Origin of the sequence: Sulfurimonas sp. HSL1-2 (assembly GCF_039645565.1) — a bacterium.
GTDB lineage: Bacteria > Campylobacterota > Campylobacteria > Campylobacterales > Sulfurimonadaceae > Thiomicrolovo > Thiomicrolovo zhangzhouensis.
Map to the genome: position 1 here is coordinate 2124172 of NZ_CP147914.1, position 23101 is coordinate 2147272.

Below are 23101 nucleotides of genomic sequence, written 5' to 3' on the forward strand. Positions count from 1 at the left end.
TTCTTTTCGCGCATTATAGCCAGATGAGCGCCTCCAAAGGCTAAAGCGACTATAATAATAAGATTTCATCAGAGGAACAGCCCCCTTGAAAACACTTGTAGAAGATATTGAAACCCTTATCGAGAAGAATGCCAGCGACTTCGAGATCTCGAAACGGTTCAAGCAGGCGATCAGCGTCTACCTCGACTCGCTGCCCGATCTCTTCGAACAGACCCAGGGGAAAGACTTCCTCGTGCGCCACACCAAGGCCCTCGACCAGTTCATCACCCAGATGTACAAAACGGTGCTCCGGCGGATGTTCGGCAACTACCTGCCGATGCGCAACGCCATTCCCATCTCCCTGATGGCCCTGGGCAGCTACGGGCGCGAACAGCTCTCCGTCTACAGCGACATCGACCTGATGATCGTCTACGTCCCCCTGGAGGGGTACAATACCGAGGCGATCATCGAGAAGTTCCTCTACCTCGCCTGGGACGCCGGCCTGAAGCTCGGCCACCGGGTCCACAAGGTTTCCGAACTTTTCGATGCCGCCGACGAGGACATCACCATCCGCACGGCGATGATGGAAGCCCGCTTCATCGTCGGCTCGACCTACACCTGGCACGCCACCCAGCGTGAGCTCGGGCGCATCCGCCGCTATGAGCCGCGCCGCTTCATCGAGGCGAAGATCGCCGAAGCGCAGACACGCCGGGCGAAATACCCCGTCTCCATGCAGCCCAATATCAAAGAGGGCGTCGGCGGCATGCGCGATGCCCAGCTGCTTTACTGGGTCGCCAAAACCCGCTTCGACGTCACCAGCCTCAAAGAGCTAGACGGCTCGATCTTCAGCGAGGAGTCCTACCGCGCCTACCGGATCGCGCTGGAGCTGATTTTCCGCGTGCGCAGCGCCCTGCACCTCGTCTCCGGCAAGCAGAACGACCAGCTCAACCTCGAGTATCTGCCCAAGGTACGGAAACTGCTGGGCTTCTCCGACGATATGAAGCTTGCCACCCAGGTCATCGAAGCGATGTGGCGGATCCACAACTTCAGCAGCATCTTTGTCACCAAGATGATCAGACCCATGTTTTACGATTCCACACGTCTCCCTTCATTGCGGGGCCAGAGGGTGCATCGCGGTATCTTTGTCTCTGATGACAAAGTGTTTGCCTCCTTCCGTCTCAAAGCACAGCCGATCGAATCCCTGCTGAGCATCCTGATCAACCTGGAAGACCGCCCCTACTGTTTCGACGACAGCTTTGTCAGCCAGTTCACCTACACGTCGGTCCCGCATCCGCGGAGCAAAACCGTCAAGCAGCTGCTCCGCAAGCTTTTCGAACGCGAACACAGCTACGGTTTTCTCCGCCTCTTTTACGACGCCGGGGTGCTCGCCGAACTGATCCCCGCCCTGAAAAAGGCACTGTTTTTGCCGCAGTTCGACGGCTACCACCACTATCCCGTCGGCCTGCACTCCATCCAGTGCGTCAAGGCCTTCGAATCCATCGATGACCCCGATGTCAAGGCCCTTTACGACACGATCAGCCTTGAAGACAGGACCATGCTCAAAATCATCGTGCTTCTGCACGATGCGGGCAAGGGAAGGAAACTCGACCACAGCGAGGTCGGCGTCAAACTGATCCGTCCCGTGATGCAGAAGATGGGCTTCAGTGCCGAAATGACGGACGATGCCACCCTGCTGGTCCGCCATCACATCCTGATGAGCATCATCGCACAGCGCCACAACATCCACAGCGAAAAAACGCTCTATAAATTTATGTCCATCATCAGGACACCGCGGTTGCTGACCCTGCTCTACATTCTCACCTACGCCGACATGAGCGGTGTCGGGCCCGGGACCTACAACGCGTTCAATGCGAAACTGCTCAACGAGCTCTACCACTCTTCCCTGGAAGTCGCCCAGGAAAAAGAGCGGATTACCGATGCCGCACGGCGTCTCAAGGTCGAACAGCGCATCCAGCGGCTCGACGCTTTCAAAGCCCTCCCCCGCCTGCTGCAGAAAAAAATCCTCGCGGTCGAATCGAACATCTTCTTCTTCCTCCACGGCCCGGAAGAGGTCCTGCAGATCGCGCAGCGCGCCCGCGAGGTGAAAGAGTACCAGTACGCGCTGGATTTCAGTACGGGACTCAGCGTCGAGATCCTGCGCAAGATCCCGTTGAACCTCACCTATCTGCTGGGGCGCCTTGGGTACCTCGATGTCGTCTCGATGGAGGTGTTCACCCTCTTCGACGACGTCAAGTATTTCAAGCTCGACTTCCTCCAGACACCGACACCGGATATGTATGAGAGCATCCGTGAGGTCGTCGAAGAGTCTTTTGATATGCAGCGAAGCGTTGCCCTCGAGGCGCCGGTCATCAAACCCGAAGAGATCACCATCGACTGCGAACACTCCAAGAATCTCGCCGAACTTGCCGTCCACACGGCAAACCAGCGCGGGCTCCTGGCCTTTATCATCCAGTGCCTCGATGCCCTGGACATGCAGATCGTCACCGCCAAAATCCATACGACGAAACGCCGTGCACGCGACCATTTCTTAATCGAGAAAACACCGCATATGTGTAATAATGCCGATCGATTAATCCCCCTTCTCTGCAAAGGAAATACGTAATGTGCGGCATCGTCGGCTACCTCGGAAAACATGATACGAAAGAAATTCTGCTCGACGGTCTCAAAGAGCTCGAGTACCGCGGTTACGACTCCGCGGGGATCGCCGTCCTGCAGGCCGATGAATTCTCCTATTTCAAAGCGGTCGGAAAGCTGGCCAACCTTGAAGCCAAAACGGCCGACTTCAGCACCAGCGGGTTTGCCGCGGGAATAGGCCACACCCGCTGGGCGACCCACGGCAAACCGACGGAGATCAATGCCCACCCCCACCTGGGAGAGACTTCCTACGTCGTCCATAACGGCATCATCGAAAACTACCAGGAGCTCAAAAATGCCCTGGTCGCCGGCGGGGTACACTTCCTGAGCCAGACCGACACGGAAGTCATCGTCCACCTCTTCGAATCCCTGATGAACAGTGGCATGGAGCCGATGCAGGCGTTCCGTGAAACCATCAGCCGTCTCAAGGGGGCCTATGCGATCCTCCTCGTCACCAAGCAGATGCCCGATACGATCTTTTTCGCCAAGCACGGCTCGCCGATGATCGTCGGGGTGAACGAAAGCGATGAGAAATTCTTCGGCTCCTCTGACGCCGCACTGATCGGCAAATGCAGCCGGGTCATCTACCTCGAGGACGGCCAGCTCGGTTTTGTTTCGCGTACAGGCATTCACCTTGAAGATACGACCGGCACCGCTGTCGTACCGCGCTTCGCCCCCCTGCCGGAATCGAAACTCTCCGCCCAGAAAGAGGGGTTCCGATTCTTCATGGAAAAAGAGATCTACGAGCAGAGCGAAGTTCTCTCCGACACCCTGATCGGGCGGCTTGCGGACGAAGCGATCGTCTTCGACGAGCTTAATCCCTCCCTGCTCGACGGTATCAACGAAATCAAACTCTGCGCCTGCGGGACGAGCTACCATGCCGCCCTCGCGTCAAGCTACCTCTTCGAACGCCTGGGCAAAATCCGTACCTCCGTCGAGATCGCCAGCGAGCTGCGCTACAAAGAACCGCTGCTCTGCTCCGATACGCTCTTCGTTGTCATCAGCCAGAGCGGGGAGACTGCTGACACCCTCGAGACCCTCAAGATGGCCAAGACGGCGGGCTTAAAGACCCTTGTCATCTGCAACGTCGACAACTCTTCCATGGTCCGTGAAGCGGATGCCGCCATCCTGACCCGTGCCGGGATTGAAAAGGGGGTTGCCTCCACCAAAGCCTTCGCGACCCAGATGGCCGTACTGTGGATGTTCTCCCTCTACGTCGCCCAAACCAAAGGGGCTATCGGCACGGAAACAATGCGCGAACAGATTGCGCTGCTGCGCGAAACCCCGGCTGTCGTCAAAGTCGACGACGACCTGCACGAACGGATCCGCCGTCTCTCCAAGCGCTACCTGCACGGCCACGGTTTCTTCTTTATCGGAAGGGATATCTTCTTCCCCCTCGCCCTCGAAGGGGCCCTTAAGCTCAAAGAGATCAGCTATCTGCATGCCGAGGGGTACCCCAGCGGCGAAATGAAGCACGGACCCATCGCCTTGGCGGACCCGGAACTGTTCACGATTGCCCTGATGCCCAAGAACCTGCTCTATGACAAAACGAAGAGCAACGTCGAAGAGCTGAGCGCCCGCGACGCCACGATCTGCGCCATCAGCGATGAACCGTTTGAGAAGGCGGACGACTTCATCCCCATTGCCGTGCATGCGCACTATATGCCGGAATTTTTTGAGATGATGGTCGTACTGCAGCTGCTCTCCATGGAGATCGCCATCCGCCTCGGCAACGACGTCGATATGCCGAGAAACCTTGCAAAAAGTGTAACGGTAGAATAACTTAGTACTTAGTGAAGGATGACGGTTTCCGCTTCTTCTGTCAAGTCAGAAACGGTATTAAGCGTGTCAGGCGGATTTGTGATGAATGGAAGCTCCCGCAAGCGGCAGCCTTTCACACTTTCTTCTTTCGGGTTCGGTTTCTTCTTTGTGCGAGCATAAGCGCTAAAGCGCAATACATGCGAGGCACTAAATGCCGAGTCGTAAAGAAGAAAGGGAACAATGAACGCATTAGTAATTGTTGACAACACTCAGGGGTGAAAGATGCAAGGACAGGAACAAGCCTTCTTCCCCGGGCCGAAACCCGAGAGTGGAATCAGAATGCTCTTTTGAATTCCGGGTAGGCCTCAAGACCGCATTCGGTGACGTCAAGCCCTTCGACCTGTTCATCGTCTCCGGCACGGAACGGCAGGAATTTATTGATGATGTAGATTGCCGCGTACGAAACGGTAAAGACGAACACCGCGACGACAGCGATCCCTTTGAGCTGCCCAAGAAGGGTAATCCCCGCTTCGGGCTCGGCGGCAAAGATACCGACCGCCAGGGTTCCCCAGATACCGTTTACCAGGTGGACCGAAAGGGCACCGACCGGATCGTCCAGTTTCAGCTTGTCAAACAGCGGAACGGCGAAAACGACCAGTGCACCGCCGATGGCACCGATGAAGATCGGGGTATGGGTATCATACAGGTCCGGGCCGGCCGTGATGGCCACAAGCCCGCCCAACGCACCGTTGAGGATCATCGTGATATCGAACTTGCGGTAGCGCAGGTACATAAAGATCCCCGCGATCAACGCCCCCGCCAGACCGGCGGTGTTGGTATTCATGATCGTCAAGGCCACCGTATCCGCATTCTCTTTGCTGGCAATGGAACCGACGGAACCGCCGTTGAAACCGAACCAGCCAATCCACAGCAGCAGCGCCCCCAGGACGACCAGAGGAATATTTGACGCCGGGATGACGTGGATCTTGCCATCCTTGTAACGCCCTTTACGCGGTCCCATGATCATAATGGCCGCCAGCAGCGCCCAGCCGCCCGTCGAGTGAATGACGGTCGACCCCGCCAGGTCGTACATCTGCAGATCCAGCATGGTTCCTGCCAGCAGGTCGGCACCCCAGGAAACGTTGACGACAAGCGGGTAGATCAGACCGCCCATCAGAACGGTAAAGAGCGCGATCGGCAGGATGCGCACCCGTTCGCTCACCCCGCCGCTCATGATATTGACCGTCTTCCCGACGAAGGCCATCTGGAACAAGAAAGCGGCATAGATGCTCATCCCGCTGTTTTCCCAGCTGCCGAAAGCCAGTTCATACCCCACCAGCAGGAACATCATCGACGCCACGGCATAGATCATCGTATTAACGGTCAGGACGGACGTAACGTTTTTCGTACGGACCAGCCCCGCTTCGAGCATCGCGAAACCGGGTACCATAAAGACGATCAACGTCATCGCAAAGAGGGCGAAGAGCGTGTCGACAATATAACCGAAATCTTCCATTACACCGCCTAGATCGCTTCGGAACCGGTTTCACCCGTACGGATGCGAATTACCTTTTCAATGCCGCTGACAAAGATCTTGCCGTCACCGATTTTGCCGGTACGGGCCGCTTCGGTAATCGTGTCGAGCACCTGCTCAAGCTGCTCGTCGTCAACGACCAGTTCCACTTTGATCTTCGGAAGGAAATCGACGACGTACTCCGCACCGCGGTAGAGCTCGCTGTGCCCTTTCTGGCGCCCGTACCCTTTCACTTCGCTGACCGTCATACCGGTGATCCCGATCTGCGCCAGCGCATCCTTTACCTCTTCAAGACGAAACGGCTTGATGATCGCTTCTACTTTTTTCATGTATTCTCCTCATAAGACTAATGCAATCTTATCAAGAAAACCATGATCTTTTTTTAGACACATGATTATTAATTAATCATCAAAGCCTTGACAATGGTAGTCGATGTACACTTTCAAGGCAGGAAAAGCCTGCCCCGAGGAGAGGCTTAAACGGCTTCGGAGCCGGATTCGCCGGTACGGATACGGATAATCTTTTCGATATCACTGATGAAGATCTTGCCGTCACCGATCTTGCCGGTGCGGGCCGCTTCGACGATCGTATCGATGACCTGGTCGACCGATGCCGCTTCGACGACCATCTCCATTTTGACTTTCGGCAGGAAGTCAACGACGTACTCCGCACCGCGGTAGAGCTCGCTGTGCCCTTTCTGGCGCCCGTACCCTTTCACTTCGCTGACCGTCATACCGGTAATACCGATCTCAGCCAGGGCATCCTTCACATCCTCAAGCTTGAACGGCTTGATGATCGCTTCTACTTTTTTCATTCTGACAATCCTTTTGTGCTTTGTATTGTAACACTGTTCGGAAGCCGAAGCCCCCGAGCCGTTCAATTAGAGGTTGAATCCGCGTTCGCCATGGATGGACTCATCCAGACCCATTGTTTCTGTCTCTTCGTCAACGCGTGCACCGCCGGTGATCGCAGAGGAGATCAGGTAAACAATAACCGTACCGACCAGGGTCCACAGACCGACGATCAGGACAGACTCGAACTGGACGAAGAGCTGACCCATACGGTCGCCGCTTGCTTTGAGCGGACCGTCCCAGAGGAGGTCCTGATCGTTCAGCGCGAAGATACCCGTAGCAATCGCACCCCACAGACCGGCGAGGAAGTGGATACCGAATGCATCGAGGCTGTCGTCGTAGCCCAGTTTCTTTTTCAGGATCGCGACACCGAAGAAGCCGATGAGTGCACCGACGATACCGACGATGAAGGCACCGCCGACACCGACGAAGCCGGCGGCCGGAGTGATCGCGACGAGACCGGCAACGATACCGGAAGCAACACCGAGCAGGGTCGGTTTCTTGAACATGAACCATTCAACCAGCATCCAGGTGACACCGGCAGCTGCCGTAGCGATGGTTGTTGTCAGAACCGCAAGACCTGCAACCGCGTTCGCACCGAATGCGGAACCGCCGTTGAAGCCGTACCAGCCGAACCACAGCAGGGCTGCACCGGCAGCAGTCAGAATGATGCTGACCGGTTTCATCGCTGTTTTCGGATAGCCTGCACGTTTACCGAGCATGATCGCCAGGACCAGACCGGCCAGACCGCCGTTCATGTGGACAACCGTACCGCCGGCGAAGTCAAGTGCACCTTCGTCGAAGAGGTAGGCACCGTCGCCGCCCCATACCATGTGGGTAATCGGTGCGTAAACCACCAGACCCCAGAGGACAACGAAGATCATCCATGTGGAGAACTTCATACGCTCGATCGCGGAAACCGGATGCGATGGCAACGGTGATCGCTGCGAACGTACCCTGGAAGGCGATGAAGACGAAGGTCGGGTAGCTGCCGGACAGGTCAGACCAGTTGATACCGGAAAGGAAGACGTTGCCGAAGCCGCCGAACACGTTCTGCAGTGCTGCGCTCTCGCTCGCACCGAAGGCGATGGAGTAGCCTGCAATGACCCAGACCACGAAGGCAACGACAAAGGCACCCATGACCATTGCATAGGTATTCAGTACGTTCTTTGTACGTGTCATCCCGGCATAAAACAGTGCCAGGCCTGCCGGCGTCATCAGCAGTACGAATGCGGTTGACACCATCATCCAGGCCGTATCACCTGTATCGAGCGTTGGAGCATCCTCTGCCAGCGCAAGCGTCGGCAGAAGCATCATCATGGACAAAAGCCACTTCTTCATTGGTTAATCCTTTTTTCGCAGCCTTGACTGCGGAAGTTTCATGAAAATAGTATACAATTTTGTCGGCTTTTTACTCGATAGTGGTGGTTATTTTTTAGGCAGTGTCCTCCTGTTTTATCACCGCCATCCCGCCCCCGTCCCGTGTCCGTCGTGTTTAAGTATATATAGGTTAATATAAGCGCCAAAAATCTTAGAACACGGGGCCTGCAGGCTCCTGTACGAGGTGGGACAAGCAATGAGCGAACTGTTGGACAACAGCGAAATCGAAAATATCAATATTGAAGAGAGTCTGCAGAGCAGCTACCTCGACTACTCCATGAGCGTCATCATCGGCCGGGCGCTTCCGGACGTACGCGACGGTCTCAAACCGGTTCACCGCCGTATCCTCTACGCTATGGACAAGCTCAACCTCTCCGCCGGGGCGAAATACAAAAAATCCGCCCGTATCGTCGGGGACGTCATCGGTCAGTACCACCCCCACGGCGACACGGCGGTCTATGACGCGCTGGTCCGTATGGCGCAGCCCTTCTCCATGCGGATGACCCTCGTCGACGGCCAGGGGAACTTCGGTTCCATCGACGGCGACAACGCGGCGGCGATGCGTTATACCGAAGCGCGTATGACGAAGTATGCCGGGGAACTGCTCAAGGACCTCGACAAAGAGACCGTCAACATGATCGACAACTACGATGCGACGACACAGGAGCCCGAGATCCTGCCGACCCGCGTCCCCAACCTGTTGATCAACGGCTCTTCCGGTATCGCCGTCGGTATGGCCACCAACATCCCGCCGCACAACCCCAAAGAGGTCCTCTCCGCACTGGTACACCTCGTCGACAACCCCAAAGCGACGCTGACGGACATCATGCACTATATCAAGGCACCGGACTTCCCGACCGGCGGAACGATCTTCGGCAAGAAAGGGATCATGGATGCCTATGAGACCGGCCGCGGCCGCATCAAGGTCCGTGCGAAGACCCATATCGAACAGACCCGCAAAAAAGAGATCATCGTCATCGACGAGCTCCCCTACATGGTCAACAAGGCGCGCCTGATCGAGAGCATTGCCAACCTTGTCAAAGACAAGCAGATCGACGGAATCAGCGAGATCCGCGACGAATCCGACCGCGAAGGGATCCGTGTCGTCATCGAGCTCAAACGCGACGCCATGAGCGAAATCGTGCTCAACAACCTTTTCAAATCGACCAACATGCAGACGACCTTCGGGATCATCATGCTCTCCATCCTCAACCAGGAGCCGAGAGTATTCCCGATCCTGGAGATGCTGAACCACTTTATCAACCACCGCAAAACGGTCATCATCCGCCGCACGATCTTCGACCTCGAAAAAGCGAAGGCGCGTGCGCACATTCTCGAAGGTCTGAAGAAAGCGCTGGATCACATCGATGCGATCATCAAACTGATCCGAGCCAGCAAAGACACCGAAACCGCCAAAGAGGGGCTCATCTCCGAGTTCGACTTCAGCCCGGTCCAGGCCCAGGCGATCCTCGACATGCGTCTGCAGAAGCTGACCGGCCTCGAGCGCGAAAAGATCGAGAACGAGCTCAAAGAGCTGCTCGAACTCATCGAATACCTCGAGAGCGTCCTGCGCAGCGAAGAGGTGCTCCGCGGCATCATCAAAGAGGAGTTCAACGAGGTGATGGAGGTCTATAACGACCCGCGCCGTACCGACATCGAAGATGACTACGACGATATCGATATCGAGGACCTGATCCCGAACGAGCCGATGGTCGTCACCATCACCCACCGCGGCTACATCAAACGCGTGCCGCTGGTCAACTACGAGAAACAGCGCCGTGGCGGCAAAGGCAAAACCGCCGTCACAACCTACGAGGACGACTTCATCGAAAGCTTCTTCACCTGCAACACCCACGATACGCTGATGTTCGTCACCGATCGCGGGCAGCTGCACTGGCTGAAGGTCTACCGCATCCCGGAAGGTTCCCGTACGGCCAAAGGAAAAGCTGTCGTCAACCTGATCCAGCTCCAGCAGGACGAAAAGATCCAGTCGATCATCCCGACGACCGACTTCAGCGACGAAAAGTCCCTGGTCTTCTTTACCGAGAACGGTATCGTCAAGCGGACAAACCTCAGCGAGTTCTCGAACATCCGTAGCAACGGGGTGCGCGCCATCGTACTCGACGACGACGATACGCTGATAACGGCGAAAATCGCCACCGCGGAGACGAAGTATCTCTTCATCCTGACGAAGTATGCGCAGTGTATCAAGTTCGAGATCGACAAAACCCGTGATCAGGGACGCAGTACCCGCGGTGTACGCGGTATCAAGTTCAAGCATGACGGTGACCGTGTCGTCGACGCGAACATCATCGACAGCGACGAGCAGGAGATCCTTACCATCAGCGAGAAGGGGATCGGCAAGCGGACGACCGCGGGCGAATACCGCCTGACCAACCGCGCCGGCAGCGGGGTCATTGCCATGAAACTCAACGCGAAAACCGGCCAGCATGTCGTCGGTTGTGTGATCGTTAACGAAAATATGGACATGATGGCGTTGACAAAAGGCGGCAAGATGATCCGCGTCGATATGGAGAGCATCTCCAAATCGAGCCGCAACACGAGTGGCGTCTACATTGTCAAAGGCGATGATGTCGTCAGCATCTCCCGCTGTCCGAAAAAAGAACCCGTGACAGACGAAGAGGATGACGGCGAAGAGGGCGAGATGGAAAATGTCCAGATCGAGCCCGAACAGCAATCATTTGATTTAGAATAATTTTACGAGGTAGCAAACAGTCATGAAAAAATACAACGTAGCCGTCGTCGGCGCCAGCGGTGCCGTCGGCGAAGAGATCCTGCGCATTTTCGAAGAGATCGACTTCCCCCTGGCCAAACTCGTACCGATGGCCAGCAGCCGCAGTGCCGGCAATACCGTCGAATTCAACGGCAACGAACTGGTCATCAAGGAGCTGACAGAGACCGTCTTTGACGAAGAGGAGATCGAGATCGCCCTCTTCAGTGCCGGCGGTTCCGTTTCGGCCAAATTCGCTCCCTTCGCCGCCGCGGCCGGTGCCGTTGTCATCGACAACACCAGCCACTACCGGATGGACGAAGAGGTTCCGCTCGTTGTCCCGGAGGTCAACCCCGAAGATATCCGCGACTGGAAGAAAAAAGGGATCATCGCGAACCCGAACTGTTCGACCATCCAGATGGTACAGGCTCTCAAGCCTCTCGACGACGCTTTCGACCTGGTGCGCGTTGATGTCAGTACCTACCAGGCGACTTCGGGGGCCGGCAAATCGGCCATGGAAGAGCTTGTCCAGCAGATGCAGGACTTCTTCGCCTTCCGCCTCGGCGAGAGTGAACACAACAAGTTCCCGCACCAGATCGCTTTGAACCTCATTCCGCAGATCGATGTCTTTACCGACAGCGGCTATACGAAAGAGGAGCTCAAAATGGTCAACGAGACGAAGAAGATCATGCACAAAGGGATCGAACTGAGCGCCACCTGCGTTCGCGTCCCGGTCCTGCGCGGCCACTCCGAAGCGATCACGATGACATTCGACAGCGCCGTCGACGCCGCCGAAGCACGCGAGATCCTCTCCAAGGCCCCGAACATCATCATCCAGGACGACCCGCAAAACAGCGTCTATCCGATGCCGGCAGCCTGTGTCGACCGCAACGAGACCTTTGTCGGGCGGATCAGAAGCGACCTCTACCGCGACAATATGCTCCACATGTGGGTCGTCGCGGACAACCTCCGCGTCGGTGCCGCGACCAATGCCGTACGTATCGCGCAGAAATGGGTAGAGATGGGGGGTGCAGATGTTTGAGAAGCTGTTTGAATCCGGCCTCTGGAACAGCCGCCTTTTCACCCTCTTTGCCGTTGTCTTTTCGCTGATCGGCGCCATTATCCTCTTTGTCGTCGCAAGCCTCGACATCTGGGGCGTGCTAGTACTGGTATGGGACGTCGTTGCGCACCACGTCCATCCCGAGCACCTGCATGAAGACGTCGTGGCGAGCATCATCGGGGCCATCGACCTCTACCTCATTGCTATCGTGCTGCTGATCTTCAGCCTCGGGGTCTACGAGCTCTTCGTCTCCAAGATCGATGCGGCCGAAGATGAGGACGGAAAAAGCTCCTCGGTGCTGCAGATCCACTCCCTGGACCAGCTCAAGGACAAGATCGCCAAGGTCATCGTCATGGTCCTGGTCGTCAACTTCTTCCAGCGTGTCCTGCACACCCAGTTCAACGGGGCGCTGGAGATGCTCTACTTCTCGGGGTCGATCCTGCTGCTGGCGCTCGCCCTCTATTTTCTGCACAAAGGCGATCAGCACTGATCGCCCGCAAAATCCAACACCCATAGGAATATAAATGAGTAAAATTTTCGTCGATGCCTGCCTCGGAAAAGAGACACCGTATACCCCGGTCTGGATGATGCGCCAGGCGGGCCGCTACCTGCCCGAATACATGGAAGTCCGTGCCAAGGCAGGCAGCTTCCTGAATCTCTGCCACGATCCGGAAAAAGCGGCGGAAGTCACGCTCCAGCCTCTTGACATTGTCGGCGTCGACGCAGCGATACTCTTCAGCGACATCCTCGTTATTCCCGATGAAATGGGTATGGACCTCTCCTTCGTCAAAGGCGAAGGACCGAAATTCAGCGACCCCATCACCTCTCAGGCGGACGTTGACCGTCTCCTCGGCGGCGAGGAGGCAGCGGACAAGCTCACCTACGTCTACGACACGATCAAACTGCTGCGCAAACAGCTGGACGCACGCGGTGACGAGAAGGCGCTGATCGGCTTTACCGGTGCCCCGTGGACCCTGGCGACCTACATGATCGAAGGCCAGGGGACAAAGACCTACAACATCTGCAAGAAGATGATGTACTCCAACCCTGAACTGCTGCACAGCGTGCTGAAAAAAGTCACCGAAGTCGTCAAATACTACATGGAGAAACAGATCCAGAGCGGCGTCGACGTCGTGCAGATCTTCGACTCCTGGGCCGCGGCAATCGAACCGGGCAAATATGACGAGTTCTCCTGGCAGTACATGGTCGAGATCGCCGAGTACCTCAAAGAGAAGTACCCCCATATCCCGGTCATCATGTTCCCCAAAGGGATCGCGGCCTTCATCGAACGCGGACTCGTTTACGGCAACTTCGACGTCATGGGTATCGACTGGGGCACGCCGATGGCCCTGGCCAAGGAGAAACTGGGCGACAAGTACGTCCTGCAGGGCAATATGGAGCCGTGCCGCCTCTACTCCAAAGAGGCCACGACGGCGTGCATCGAAGTGATCCAGAAGACGATGGGCGGCAAGCGCCACATCTTCAACCTCGGCCACGGCATCCTTCCCGACGTTCCCGTCGAAAACGCCATCCACTTCGTCAACGAGTGCCACCGCGTCAGCACCAAAGCCTGACGCCTAACGTATCGGTCCAAACGATGAGCGCTATCTTCGGTCCGGTCAACTCCCGCCGTTTCGGTACCTCCCTCGGTATCGACCTCTCGCCCGGTCTCAAACAGTGTAATTTCGACTGCCTCTACTGCGAGCTCGCCCCCGCCGCACCTGTCACTACACAGACACAGCGCAGCGGTGTCGATGAAATCGTTGCCGAACTGCGTAGCGCCCTGGCCGAACATCCCGGCATCGACGACATCACCGTTACCGCAAACGGCGAACCGACCCTCTACCCGGACCTGGACGCCCTTGTCGAGCGCATCGACGCCGTCAAAGGCGATACGAAGACCCTGATTCTCACCAACAGCGCCACGCTGACCGATCCAAAGACCTTTGCCACTTTGCTCAAGTTCGACCAGGTCAAGCTCTCCCTCGATGCGGTCACCCCGGAGGTCTTCCGCAAGATCGACCGCCCGGCCGAAGGGATCGAAATCGACGCGCTCGTCAATGCCGTCAAATCCTTTGCAAGAGAGTACCGCGGCGACCTCTACCTGGAAATCCTCTTCGTCCACGGCCTCAACGACACCGACGAAGAGATCACTGCTCTCAATGCGGTCCTGCACGACATCCCCTGCAAACGGATCGATATCGGGACGATCGACCGGCCCCCGGCCTACCCCGTACAGGGGCTCAGTTACGGTGAGCTTCACGAGGTTGCTTCGAAGTTCGACCCGGAGCTCCCGGTCCACATCGCCTCACGCACCCATGCCGAGTCTTGCCAGGGACGCTACAGTGACGATGCGATCCTCAACACCCTCGACAAGCGCCCGCTAAGCATGGAAGACATCGCCCTGCTCTTCGACAATGAGAGCCAGGCGCGTTTCCGAGCCCTCGTTGAGACGGGCCGGATCGTTGCCGAAGACAGCTCGGGGATCACCTTCTACATCCCGGCCGGAAACCTCCACCGAAAACGCACCAAGAATTCTTGACTTTTCAGGAAGTTTCTTTTATAATTTCGGCCTCTTAACGATTCCGGATTAGCTCAGCGGTAGAGTAGGTGACTGTTAATCACTTGGTCACTGGTTCGAATCCAGTATCCGGAGCCACTTTTTCTGTAACCCCCAAACACCGGACTTTCAAAGAAACAACTTCAAGCACTGTGCCCGAATTGTGCCCATAAGTGCCTAGAGCACATCCGCCAAAAACACAGCCCTTTTCTTATCTTTCTGCTTGCGATACTTCGCGTACATCTGCAGGGTCATAGACGTGTCCGTATGCCCAAGCATATGCGAGACCCAGAGAATATCTTCCCCGTTTTCGATCATCACCGTCGCGAAGGCATGGCGCATCTGGTAGATGGTACGGTATTCAATATCAAGCTTTTCGAGCAGCTTTTTCCAGCGGGTGTCACGAATGCGCTTGATATCGTAGTAGTGCTCACCGTTCTTATTGAGAAAGACATAGGTGCCCTGCTCTCCCGTCCGCTCGTACTGCGCCCTGAGATAAGGCAGCAGCGGATCGAGGATATCAATGGTACGGATACTGCTTTGCGTCTTCGGTGTCGAGACGACACCCATCTTGATCGCCCGCTTGATGGAGATCTCTCCTCTTTCGAAATTGACATCTTCCCATCGCAGTCCGATCATCTCTCCGCTTCGCATCCCTGTAAAGAATCCCAGGGCACTGAAGGTCTGAAGATCGCCTTCGGCGTTTTCGATGATTAGCTTCATCTCGTCCATCGTGAACGGGGCAACATCCACCTTATCGATTTTGGGAAGCTTCACTTTCGAGACCGGGTTCTTGTCGATGATCTCGTCGCGTATCGCATCCTCGAAGAAGGTGTTGAGCACCGCCCGGACATTGCGCACCCGTCGCGGCGCAAGCGTCTGAAGCAGCTCATTCTGCCACAGAGCGATATCCGAAGGCTTGATCCTGTCCAGCCGTTTCTTGCCCAAACGGGGGGCGATATGCAGACGCAGTGAGGTTGCGTAGTCATACTTCGTCGAGGGCTTGCGGTGATGCTCGTGCAGCGCGAAGCTGACCTGGGCGTATTCGCTTACCGTCGGTATGGTTGTTTCTTTTTCAAAGAACGTTCCCGAGTTCAACTTGTAGATGATCTCGGGAAGTATTTTATTGGTCGCTAGTGCGCGATTTGCCTTGTTGTCATCCAGTCCCAAAGAGCGTCTATATCTCTTTGATTGATGATAAAACGTTATCCACAACTTGCCGTTGCGTGTAATCAGTTTCACGGTCGTCCTTTCCGACCACCCAAGAGTCAATCGCAACTCTATCAAAGAGTATTTTACCCGTTCGATTGTGAAAGTGCACTCCTTCTATGAAATGCTCATCTTTCATCTTGTAGATGCGATCCTTGGAGTAGCCAAGATATTCGGCAACTTCTTTGACGTTCAACCACCGTTTGGTATTCGACGTCTCTAGCTTCATAGAGAGCTCGTCTATTCTTTTTAGTAGCAGTGGAATGAGGTTAATGTTTTCCAGTGACAGTTCCATTGCAGACTCCTGATTGGCGATTTTCGTCAACGAAGTAAGAAAAAGCCGACTTCGTGTTTCGATACAACCATTGTAAGAAGTCGCTTTTTAACCAGTGCCTAGGGATAGTTGCGTTTTGTACTTCAGACGCTTAATTATCGTTGCGTTTTGCCTGGTGGTATTAGAAGACGCTCTTTTGAAACTGGTCAATGCAAAAATACCCACACTCCTTGACAAAAAAATTTTGATGGCAAATACTCTTTCAAGCCGCACGGGTTCCAAGACGACCGTCCTAGGAAAACCCAAACCGTATGGCCTTTAGAAGGATTGATTATGAACAACGAAACAGTTAAATCGAACCAAGAATTTTACTGGGCAACGACTGCTCTGGAAAAAGTCGCTATGGAGATCGTCGGTTTTCAAGCACGTATGACAATCCGGATGATCACTGATGGCAGCAATTACCATTTTCGTCTTGATATCGATGGCATCGATTCAGCCGACATGGTAAGAGCTGCACACTATCTGAATCATAAGATGAAGGTCAGAATTGCACAGAACCATGAGGCATTACTCCCCATAACGAACGAATACCTTCGTATGAATACAGAAATGGCTGCATTTTTCATGGATGACCTTTTAGAAGACTGGTTGGCAGGTGAATTTGTAAAACATAAAGATGAGATGACACGAGAATATCGGCTCTATAGCCGCTCGCCCTATATGATTCCGAACTGGGAGGTTTTAAATGTACCGCTTACAGAGGGAAACATTCTTGAATATCAGAAGATGGGGGATAAGGATATAGGTGCAATGATCCTGACCCCCGGACCCATCACACTGAATGATGAAATGCAAAAACTATTGAATGAGAACGTCAACTATCATGCCGGAGTACATCTCAATGAAAACTTTCGCAGGATTACATCGGTCTATTGTGCAAACGCGAGAGGAAGTGAAGATGCCGTACTGGCATCTGTTGGCAGTCGGATTCGCAGATCACTTGCAAGAGGCATTGCAATAATCTTGTTTTTTGAGAGCAAAGGGGGAAAGGTTAAGTACCGCCCTTACGCATTTGATGTGCTAGGGCTGTAGAAAACAGGTCATACAACCCTGAAAATAAAGGACCTATCCTCACAAATACAGTCATCACTTGATTTACATGTCCTAAGAAGCATCGAAAATTTTTTCAGGGGAAGCCATTACCCAGTCAAAGATTCTCTTATTTTTCTTGTATAACCCTTTGACATTTGCACAGAGCAGGTGCAATAGTGCATATTCATTGGCTTTGACTGGGTCAGTTTCTTCTAGGGATAGCCTTGCGTAATCTTCTTTTGATTCCATGAGTGCCTTTGAGGTAAGACCTTTTTGTTCCAACTCGAAAAAAACATCTTTGTTCAAAAGGCTAAGATTGTCACTGGTATGAAAGCCTAGTGATTCTTTCAACACATAAACAAGTGCAAACTTCTTTTCAATGTCACATCCATCTTCCAGACGATTAAAAATCACATAGACATTCGATGCAGGGACCCCAATGTCACAGATTAATGTATTCAACATTTTACAGGTGTCAAGGATATCTTTCATAGTAGGAACCACAGGGAGGATGAGTTTATGATATGACTCGTGTACACCTGTATATCGTCTCATTTCACGCACAAATTCCGATACTTCCTTATCACTCACGTCGATTATGTAATCTTCCACTTCACCTCTCAATAAAAGCTCTTTGTTAAGTTCCAAAAACTTGTAAGCAGGAATTCGGCGGTATGATCCGAAATATTCAGAATAATACTGGTTCCCTGTGTTTGACGTTTCTACTTCAAACATATGAGCCTTTGGCATATTGGCACCAAGAATCTCTCGTGCAATCATTGACTTGCCAGAGCTTCCAATTGAATTTAGAAGAACATTAACCATCATTTGCTCCTTCGAAAAATATGTATCATCCCGTATTTAGCCATGACACTCTTTACTTTAAAACCTGGTCATCTCCTAACTCTTCAAGTGTATGGATCAGAACAAGTGTAAATCATTTCCACTTTGGGGGATCGAATTGCATTGTAGCTAACTACCCCGACGTTTTTTTATCCCCCCATTTTTTGATTTTTCATACATCTTTTCAACAACGACAATCGGTTGAAATACATTGATTTTCAGCTTTGCACCATGTTCAGAGACTTTTACATACCATGGCAGATGCTTTTTATACTCCTTCAGCATAAGAGGGTTTTGATAGCTGAGAATTTCAAATAACTGTTCTTTAGTCTCGATTGTGACCGAACCATAAAGCTGGTTGATTGCTGGAAGTTTGAATGGTTTCATAGGGCAATTATGCATGAATCTATAGCATGGGCATTAAAATATTACATACATGACTTTCCACTCTTTGCTACAATGAATGCTAATCATGCAATGGCTAAAGGAGCGCTCAATGCAAACAAAAAAGATTAAAGTAGCATTCCTGTTTAGCATTTTGATATTTACGAACTTGGTATTTGCAGATGTCAACGCTTCTACATTCAATGTCAAATGGATCGGATATTCGAGTAGTCGTGATAACGAGGGAATTGCGAAGTTAATGTCCGAAGGACATAGGGATGTTGTTTTCATTCAAGAGGTTGTTTCGCCACCTACTGATATCAATATTACAGGAGAACCAGGCTGGGCCATCAGTGGAGATGCAGAGTCAGCAGCTTTTTTTGATGCGATGCAGCAGCAGGGGTACGATTACGCACTATCAGAAGAAGATACCGGCACTGGTGACAGTATTCATTCCAACTCCGCCTCAACGGAATGGTTTGTCGCATTTTACAAACAAGACAAGCTTACATTGATCGATAAGGGATATCTAGCCGAAGATCGTAGCAATAATGATGATTATGAACGCGTCCCATACTATTTTACATTCAAAGATAAGAGTGGGATGGATTTTACTGTCATCTCAACCCACTTGAATCCCGGTAGCAGCAATGCAGATACTGACCGCCGCTATCACGAGTTGAGTTCTATTGTCTCTTGGGTGTTTAAACAAGCTTCCATGGGGTCAGAGAGGGACTTCATTATTGTGGGCGATATGAATGTATATGACTGTGATGTATTGGACCGAAGAGTTGATGCATTATTTTCACGTGCTAATCGTGAATGCCTAAACTCCAATTTGAAAAAATCAGAGCCATACGATCAAGTCTTGTACATCAAGAACTATACACGAATCGACAATTATGAGGTGCTTGATCTTTACGAAATATTTGAGCTCCCTACTTCTACTCCAAACGATGAAGTGAATGCAAAATACAGCGATCATCACCCAATCTTTTTCACTATTATTGGTAATGGAGACGATGATTAAGGGCAATATGACGATAATCGTCAAAAATGCGGCTAAGGCCCTATTTTAGGGAATTTCAGAGCACCGTTGACAACTTGTCAACGGTGCCCTCTAGACTACCGATCAACACACTTTGCTTAAATTCGCTAGTCGCCACAGCCGTTTGGCCCTTAGTATCGGCATTTGGAGCATGGTCGCCATTCGCGAAAAACATTGTGTGTGTAGATCAGGTATAGTCCCAAAATATTTTTGGGACAAATCTTAACTACTTCGCTATCGCGAAGTTATGATCAAATAGTATCAACTCTTTTGAGAAAGATGCTGCAGTCTTTTAATATACATTCGTAGAAAAGGATTCCAATCAAACTAATTTTTCATTTCCATTAATCTCAGTGCAAGTTTAATCATTTGTGAAACGTATCCAACTTCGTTGTCTTGCCAACCCATCAGTCTGACAAACTTTCCCCCCACATTCACCGTCCGCTTTTTTTCAATCGTGATCCCGTGAAGGTCACCGATAATATCGGACGATGCAAGGACATTTTCCGTCACGGCCAGAAGTTCTTTATACTCATTGTGTGCTGCATGTTCAAATATCTTGTTGAGATCTTCTGCATGTATCGATTGTATGAGCTGCATACTGAAATCGTAAAGTGTCCCTGCAGGTACAGGCACCCGAATACTATGGGTTTGAATACGGCCATCGAGTTGCGGCAATAACTTCTCCACGGTAACTGTAGCCGAACTAGAAAGGGGTAATATATTTGAGGAAGCGCTTCTGCAACGAAGCAGTTCAGAGGTATTCACTAGCACATCGAGCAGCTTCTGTTCTGCAGTATAGCTATGGATCATGGATACACTTGCGGCTTCCACACCGGCATATTCATTCAGCAGTTTTAGCACGGGGGCAATAGCATTCGCGCTGCAGCTCGCCGCTGATACTATCCTCTCGCCCTGATACTGATCATCGTTGATGCTTCCGATAAACATCGGCATATCATCCAGTGGCGGTGCCGACACGATGATCTTTTTCACACCGCTGTTAAGAAAAGGCTGATTGGCCCTGCAGGTGAGATGTATCCCGGTACACTGAAAGAGAATGTCAATATCCAAGTCGTACAGAGCCTTTGACTCCACCTTCTCTTCGTTAAAAAGTGGAATTATCCTGTCCGCGACCATGATGCGGTCATTTTTCTGTTCAACACCATATCGTAGCCGGCCATATACCGAATCAAACTGCAATAGATATGCAAACTGTTCCCGCATATAGATATCGTTTATGCCGACAATTTCAAAGCGGTCATCTTCAAGCAATCTGCGCATGAGCGCCCGCCCTATCCGCCCGAATCCGTTGATAAAGACATTGATTTTTTTCATAGTGAGATTATAAACCAGTCGGCATGTGCATCATTCGGGTAAGCAGTAACTGTTCTGGTGTAATTGGAGTGTTGTGAATCGAATGAAGTTGCAAGGTTTCTTTCGCACAGTTACTGCTTACCCGAACCGCCCGAAGGCGATATTCATATTGGTTAGTTGTGTATATACAATTTACCTGCCCACTAATATCTTTCGAACAGGTAGTTCGAAATTTCCCGTAATTCTTCCTCGGTGAAAAGCGACTTTTGTGAAGGCATAATCCCGCCGAAACGCGCGATAGTCTGTTTAGGAAAAAGCATCTTGTCTTCTGACGGATTTTGCATATACTCCACCATGAACTCTACTGCTTTCTCACGTTCCGGATAAGCCGCTTTTACTTTTTTCATCACGCCCCACATCGGTGGCGCTTTCATTGTAGCGACTCGCTCCGGAGACAGGTTGCTCACCAAATGACAGCTTGCACACCCACTCTCTACCTTTTGTTCCAGTGATGCCATTGGTTCCGATGCGTAAGCAAACGTTATCAGCAAAAGAACAAACAATATATTTTTCATTGGAATTCCTTTTCACGTTATTGTATCGCGAATCGAGGGGGACGACTTGGTCAGGCAGCGGCTTGATGAAACTCTCGAGTTACATAGGAGTGAATGAATCGGTTACGCTTTGAAATGCTGCCTGGCCAAACCGCCCGAAGGCGGGAAGGCGACTTACTTCGTTGAGAATTTATAGTCGAGCTGTGCCCAGACCTTGGTGACGTCGTTGCCCGTGTCGCCTTTGGAGTAGAAAGCCGCTTTCGCCAGGAACGCGAGGTCCTTGACGCCCGGGACCTTGTTCGCGTAGAGCACGTCAAACTCGCTGCCGAGGTCCTTGTTTGCGCCGGAGAGGGCGTCAAACTTGTGGTAGACGCCCAGCACTTTCCCGAAGCCCGCCGCGGCATATCCCAGCGTACCGCTCAGGTCCGCCAGACCGTCGTTGTTGCTTCCGGACGTGCGACCGAGGAAGACGTCCGCCCACCCCTGGAACTTGTGCAGGGTCGCCAGCGGGGTCGTGAACCCTTTCGTGCTGTTGCTTTCGGCATCACCGAGCACCTCATACTCCGCCCCGACAATGAGGCCGGAGATGTTCGCGCCCAGGGCGACGTCATAGTAAGCAGCATCGATCTCCGGCGCATCATCGAGAGCGTAGGTCAGCGAGGCGTCGCTCTGCTTTGCATAGGAGGCCGCATAGTTCAGCGTCACGCCGTCCAGGGCGATATCCCCGGAGACGCGCAGACCGTAGGTGTCGTGAATGTCTGCAAGCATATAGCCGAACCCTGTGACGGAGAGCGCCTTGCCCGCCGAGTACGTAGCGTGCAGGAGCAGCGAGCCCGTATCGGTCGTCGGGTTGGCGTTGACCCCCTGGTAACCGTAGATCCAGGAGGCCATGAGGGAGAGGCCCTCGATGGAACCGTTGGTCAGCGTCACCGTGTCGTAGGCACGCTCCATCTGGCGCCAGCCGACGGTACCCACAAAGCGCTGGTCGTCGAGGTTGACGAAGGAGCGTCCCGCGAGCAGCGTCGTGTCCGCCGCCGTATAGGCCAGGTATCCCTCGGTCAGGATCGCCTGCTGCGGGTCGAGGATAAGGTCATAGGTCGCATCCTGCGGCGCGTAGTCGTTGTAGCCGAAGTTGTTGACCGAGGTCATCCCCACTTTGGCGGTGAGCCCTTCAAGGCCGAGGAGCGTCCCTTCGACCGCGAGGCGCGTCCGGGCGGTAAAGGCGTTGGCCGTATCGAGGCCGTTGTCTTTGACGTCCGCCATCTCGTAGCGCGGGCGGATCTCGCCGCTCATTTTCATTCCGTCCAGGAGGACGATCTCTTCGGCCGCCGACGCGGCCACACCCATACTTCCCACAATAACCGGCACGGCGGCCAAAGACAACATCACTTTTTTCATGTTCTACTCCTCAATTTGGCTACTTACGCCTTATTTCCCGACCATGTCAGCAATCGACTGAATATCTGCATCCGAAAGGCTTGCTACCTGACCTTTCATCATCGCTTTCATCGGGCCGCCGTAACTGCCATCTTTATATCCGCTCAACGCTGTGACAATCTCTGCTTTTGTCATCGTATTGATCACCTTGCTTTTACCGAGCGCCGACTTTTCTCCGGTTGTACCGTGGCATGCCGAACATTTTTTATAAGCAGCAGCACCGTCGGCAGACAATGAACATGTCAAGCCAAACGTCACTACCAATGCCGTTACGAGTTTTGTCATAATCTTCTCCTTGAATATACGGTTATGAAGATTATAAGAAAACAACAAGGGCGTCGTCTTTGACCTAGGTCAAGCGACAGAAAAACTGCTGAGTAAAAAGGGGGTCAGGGGAGAGACCGGCGCAGGAGTCTGCGTCGGATTCGG

General features: G+C 52.9%; 20 protein-coding genes, 1 tRNA gene and 1 pseudogene. 10 read left to right on the plus strand and 12 right to left on the minus strand.

From position 1 onward, the window contains the following. The first annotated feature begins 85 nt into the window (after positions 1-85). Positions 86-2602, plus strand: a complete 2517-nt coding sequence (locus WCX18_RS10880; protein ID WP_345987716.1) for an HD domain-containing protein — start codon at positions 86-88, stop codon at positions 2600-2602. Further along, on the plus strand, positions 2602-4416 hold the full coding sequence (gene glmS, locus WCX18_RS10885; RefSeq protein ID WP_345987718.1) for a glutamine--fructose-6-phosphate transaminase (isomerizing): 1815 nt from the start codon (positions 2602-2604) through the stop codon (positions 4414-4416). The genes WCX18_RS10880 and glmS overlap by 1 nt, the downstream gene beginning before the upstream one ends. Positions 4417-4729: 313 nt before the next feature. Here glmS and WCX18_RS10890 read toward each other — a convergent pair whose 3' ends face one another. The 4 genes and pseudogenes from WCX18_RS10890 to WCX18_RS10905 all read right to left on the minus strand — a co-directional run bounded on the left by WCX18_RS10890 (position 4730) and on the right by WCX18_RS10905 (position 8121). Further along, on the minus strand, positions 4730-5911 hold the full coding sequence (locus tag WCX18_RS10890; RefSeq protein WP_345987721.1) for an ammonium transporter: 1182 nt from the start codon (positions 5909-5911) through the stop codon (positions 4730-4732). Between the two features lie 8 nt (positions 5912-5919). Then, positions 5920-6258, minus strand: a complete 339-nt coding sequence (locus tag WCX18_RS10895) for a P-II family nitrogen regulator (protein WP_345985174.1) — start codon at positions 6256-6258, stop codon at positions 5920-5922. Positions 6259-6404: 146 nt separating this feature from the next. Next, positions 6405-6743, minus strand: a complete 339-nt coding sequence (locus WCX18_RS10900) for a P-II family nitrogen regulator (RefSeq protein WP_345987119.1) — start codon at positions 6741-6743, stop codon at positions 6405-6407. A gap of 66 nt (positions 6744-6809) precedes the next feature. Then, positions 6810-8121, minus strand: a pseudogene (locus tag WCX18_RS10905) (ammonium transporter). A 235-nt stretch (positions 8122-8356) separates the two neighbouring features. Between WCX18_RS10905 and gyrA the strand changes: the two are divergent. The 6 genes from gyrA to WCX18_RS10935 all read left to right on the plus strand — a co-directional run bounded on the left by gyrA (position 8357) and on the right by WCX18_RS10935 (position 14610). Then, positions 8357-10876, plus strand: coding sequence for a DNA gyrase subunit A (gyrA, locus tag WCX18_RS10910; protein WP_345987724.1), 2520 nt, complete (start codon positions 8357-8359; stop codon positions 10874-10876). 22 nt (positions 10877-10898) lie between these two features. Beyond that, positions 10899-11933, plus strand: a complete 1035-nt coding sequence (locus WCX18_RS10915; protein WP_345987729.1) for an aspartate-semialdehyde dehydrogenase — start codon at positions 10899-10901, stop codon at positions 11931-11933. Then, positions 11926-12441 (plus strand): YqhA family protein, encoded by a 516-nt coding sequence (locus tag WCX18_RS10920; RefSeq protein ID WP_345987731.1) that lies wholly within the window; start codon positions 11926-11928, stop codon positions 12439-12441. The genes WCX18_RS10915 and WCX18_RS10920 overlap by 8 nt, the downstream gene beginning before the upstream one ends. A gap of 34 nt (positions 12442-12475) precedes the next feature. Next, positions 12476-13525 (plus strand): uroporphyrinogen decarboxylase, encoded by a 1050-nt coding sequence (hemE, locus tag WCX18_RS10925; protein ID WP_345987735.1) that lies wholly within the window; start codon positions 12476-12478, stop codon positions 13523-13525. Positions 13526-13548: 23 nt separating this feature from the next. Next, positions 13549-14493: a radical SAM protein gene (locus WCX18_RS10930; protein ID WP_345987738.1), complete on the plus strand. Its 945-nt coding sequence runs from the start codon at positions 13549-13551 to the stop codon at positions 14491-14493. A 42-nt stretch (positions 14494-14535) separates the two neighbouring features. After that, positions 14536-14610, plus strand: a tRNA-Asn gene (locus WCX18_RS10935). 78 nt (positions 14611-14688) lie between these two features. Here WCX18_RS10935 and WCX18_RS10940 read toward each other — a convergent pair. Both WCX18_RS10940 and WCX18_RS10945 read right to left on the minus strand, forming a co-directional pair. Beyond that, positions 14689-15753 carry a tyrosine-type recombinase/integrase gene (locus WCX18_RS10940; protein ID WP_345987740.1) on the minus strand — a complete coding sequence of 355 codons (1065 nt, stop codon included), beginning with the start codon at positions 15751-15753 and terminating at the stop codon, positions 14689-14691. After that, positions 15689-16015 carry a helix-turn-helix domain-containing protein gene (locus WCX18_RS10945; RefSeq protein ID WP_345987743.1) on the minus strand — a complete coding sequence of 109 codons (327 nt, stop codon included), beginning with the start codon at positions 16013-16015 and terminating at the stop codon, positions 15689-15691. The genes WCX18_RS10940 and WCX18_RS10945 overlap by 65 nt, the downstream gene beginning before the upstream one ends. A gap of 312 nt (positions 16016-16327) precedes the next feature. Here WCX18_RS10945 and WCX18_RS10950 point away from each other — a divergent pair, with 312 nt between their 5' ends. Continuing rightward, positions 16328-17089 (plus strand): hypothetical protein, encoded by a 762-nt coding sequence (locus WCX18_RS10950; protein ID WP_345987746.1) that lies wholly within the window; start codon positions 16328-16330, stop codon positions 17087-17089. 72 nt (positions 17090-17161) lie between these two features. On the opposite strand, the gene WCX18_RS10955 is transcribed toward WCX18_RS10950, so the two are convergent. Together WCX18_RS10955 and WCX18_RS10960 are read right to left on the minus strand one after the other, a co-directional pair. Continuing rightward, positions 17162-17917, minus strand: a complete 756-nt coding sequence (locus tag WCX18_RS10955) for a hypothetical protein (RefSeq protein ID WP_345987748.1) — start codon at positions 17915-17917, stop codon at positions 17162-17164. Between the two features lie 144 nt (positions 17918-18061). Next, positions 18062-18319: a hypothetical protein gene (locus WCX18_RS10960; RefSeq protein ID WP_345987750.1), complete on the minus strand. Its 258-nt coding sequence runs from the start codon at positions 18317-18319 to the stop codon at positions 18062-18064. Positions 18320-18428: 109 nt separating this feature from the next. Between WCX18_RS10960 and WCX18_RS10965 the strand changes: the two genes are divergently transcribed. Beyond that, positions 18429-19346 (plus strand): hypothetical protein, encoded by a 918-nt coding sequence (locus WCX18_RS10965; RefSeq protein WP_345987754.1) that lies wholly within the window; start codon positions 18429-18431, stop codon positions 19344-19346. Positions 19347-19691: 345 nt separating this feature from the next. On the opposite strand, the gene WCX18_RS10970 is transcribed toward WCX18_RS10965, so the two are convergent. The 4 genes from WCX18_RS10970 to WCX18_RS10985 all read right to left on the minus strand — a co-directional run bounded on the left by WCX18_RS10970 (position 19692) and on the right by WCX18_RS10985 (position 22957). Next, positions 19692-20702, minus strand: coding sequence for a glyceraldehyde 3-phosphate dehydrogenase NAD-binding domain-containing protein (locus WCX18_RS10970; protein WP_345987757.1), 1011 nt, complete (start codon positions 20700-20702; stop codon positions 19692-19694). Between the two features lie 182 nt (positions 20703-20884). After that, complete coding sequence (locus WCX18_RS10975) at positions 20885-21256, minus strand: cytochrome c (RefSeq protein ID WP_345987759.1); 372 nt, start codon at positions 21254-21256, stop codon at positions 20885-20887. A gap of 153 nt (positions 21257-21409) precedes the next feature. After that, a complete protein-coding gene (locus WCX18_RS10980) occupies positions 21410-22633 on the minus strand; it encodes a hypothetical protein (RefSeq protein WP_345987762.1) in 1224 nt (407 codons plus the stop codon). Positions 22634-22663: 30 nt separating this feature from the next. Then, positions 22664-22957 carry a c-type cytochrome gene (locus WCX18_RS10985; protein ID WP_345987765.1) on the minus strand — a complete coding sequence of 98 codons (294 nt, stop codon included), beginning with the start codon at positions 22955-22957 and terminating at the stop codon, positions 22664-22666. Positions 22958-23101: the final 144 nt, after the last annotated feature.